Genomic DNA, 2,284 nt, shown 5'->3' on the forward strand with positions numbered 1-2,284 from the left:
TATTCGAATATGCTTGCGAAAGTCCTATTAAATTTATGGAAACAAATTAAGTATTATTAAGGTGATATTTATGGGAATGACATTAGCAGAAAAGATATTGGCAAAAGCATCAGGAAAAAAGGAAGTTTCTCCAGGAGATATTGTAATGGCAAAAATAGAAACTGCTATGGTTCATGACATTACCGGACCTTTAACAGTAAATACCCTAAAAAAAGAGGGAATTGAAAAAGTTTGGGATAACGAAAAAATAGTTATCCTATTTGACCACCAAGTTCCAGCAGATAGTATAAACGCAGCAGAAAATCACATATTAATGAGAAAATTTGTAAAGGAACAGAATATAAAGCACTTCTATGATATAAGAGAGGGAGTTTGCCATCAAGTTTTACCAGAGAAAGGGCACGTAGTCCCAGGAACTGTTTTGGTTGGAGCAGATTCCCACACATGTACACACGGGGCATTTGGAGCATTTGCAACAGGTATAGGAAGTACTGATATGGCTGCGGTGTTTGCAACTGGTGAATTGTGGTTTAAAGTTCCAGAAACACTCTACTTCAACATAACTGGTGAGTTAAAACCTTATGTAATGTCAAAGGATGTCATATTACACATAATTGGAAAAGTTGGGGCAGATGGAGCAACATACAAAGCATGTCAGTTTGGTGGGGAAACTGTCAAAAACATGTCAATATCTTCAAGAATGACAATGACAAACATGGCTATTGAGATGGGAGGTAAAACAGGACTGATAGAGCCAGATGAAAAAACCATCCAATATGTCAAAAATGCAATGAAGAAACATGGAACAGAGAGAACATTTGAAATTATTAAGGCAGATGAAGATGCGGAGTATGAAGAAGTATTTGAGATTGAGGTTAATGACTTAGAGCCGATGATTGCATGTCCACACAATGTAGATAATGTTAAGGCAGTTAGAGAAGTTGCAGGAACACCAATTGACCAGGTGTTTATTGGTTCCTGTACAAATGGAAGATTAGAGGATTTAAGAATTGCAATTGAAATTATTGAGAAGCATGGTGGAATATCTGATGATATAAGGGTTGTTGTAACTCCTGCATCAAGAGAAGTTATGTTAAAGGCAATGGAAGAAGGAATAATCCAAAAGTTCTACAAGTATGAATGTGTTGTTACAAACCCATCATGTTCAGCATGTATGGGGGCATTGTATGGAATCTTAGGTCCTGGAGAGGTTGGAGTTGCAACATCAAACAGAAACTTCAGGGGTAGAGAAGGTTCTCTCGATTCAGAGGTTTACTTAGTAAGTCCTGCAACTGCTGCTGCATGTGCGGTTAAAGGAGAAATTACCGACCCAAGAGATTTATAAAACCTTATTTTAATATTTATTTAATTTTTTTATTTTGGTGATACTATGAAAAAAATAATTGAAAGTAAAGGATTAACTCCAATGTTGAGGGAATTTAGGGACATAATTAAAAATAACAACTGTAAAAAGGTTGTTTTTGTTGGTTCAAGAGGCGTTTGTTTGCCTTTTGTTGAGTTGTGTGCTTATACGGTAAGGGATTTAGAGGAACTTTATTTTATTCCAGATGTTGATTTGGAAAATGCAAAAAAGTTAATTTTGAAAGATGTTGGTATGCAGTGCGGAGAAACTGCAAGATTTGATGATGTTGATGCAGTGGTTTTATTTGGTGGATTGGCAATGCCAAAAATAGGGGTGGATGTTGAAGAAGTTAAAGATTTATTAGATAGATTAAATCCAAAACTTGTTGTAGGAGTTTGTTTTATGAGTGTTTTTCAAAAATCTGGATGGATTGAAGAGATTGAGTTTGATTATTTAATTGATGGAAGTATTAAAGTTGAGGTCTTTAAAAGATAATTTTTATACCTCTGAGCGAAGCGAAGAGGTATCAGTGCGGGATGAAACGACGCGGCGTTTCAGTTTGATTATTTAATTGATGGTAGCATAGAAGTTAGCGTATTCAAAAAATAAAATAATAAATTACTGATAGTGTGATTTAACACTATTAAAATTAAGACCAAAAAATAGAAATAGGTAGTACTTAAATAACTCGTTAAAAAACGGTGAAACCTCCATGCTAGCAGCACTTAATAATATACTCACTAATTCTATAAATAGTTTAGGATTTAACTGTTCGGAGGAGTTATCTAAGTTCGCACAAGTTAGAACACTAACGCCAATAAAAACTATCAAAGCATTTTCAGAGTATGTCTCGGGAATTCACAGAACGACTATCGTTAAAAACCTACAAAAACTATCAGAAAATGAGTTTTGTTTGTATAC

2 protein-coding genes and 1 pseudogene are annotated in these 2,284 nt (G+C 34.7%); all 3 read left to right on the top strand.

Features of this window, described 5'->3' with window-relative positions; all coding sequences use genetic code 11:
* The first annotated feature begins 70 nt into the window (after positions 1 to 70).
* Positions 71 to 1,345, top strand: coding sequence for an isopropylmalate/citramalate isomerase large subunit (gene leuC, locus METFODRAFT_RS09455; RefSeq protein WP_007045398.1), 1,275 nt, complete (start codon positions 71 to 73; stop codon positions 1,343 to 1,345).
* 45 nt (positions 1,346 to 1,390) lie between these two features.
* The gene (locus METFODRAFT_RS09460; RefSeq protein ID WP_007045399.1) at positions 1,391 to 1,858 is read left to right on the top strand and encodes a DUF2124 domain-containing protein; all 468 of its coding nucleotides are present in this window, start codon (positions 1,391 to 1,393) and stop codon (positions 1,856 to 1,858) included.
* 217 nt (positions 1,859 to 2,075) lie between these two features.
* Positions 2,076 to 2,284: pseudogene (locus tag METFODRAFT_RS09465) on the top strand (hypothetical protein); the annotation flags it as partial.

Origin of the sequence: Methanotorris formicicus Mc-S-70 (assembly GCF_000243455.1) — an archaeon.
Lineage (GTDB): Archaea > AGJL01 > Methanococci > Methanococcales > Methanococcaceae > Methanotorris > Methanotorris formicicus.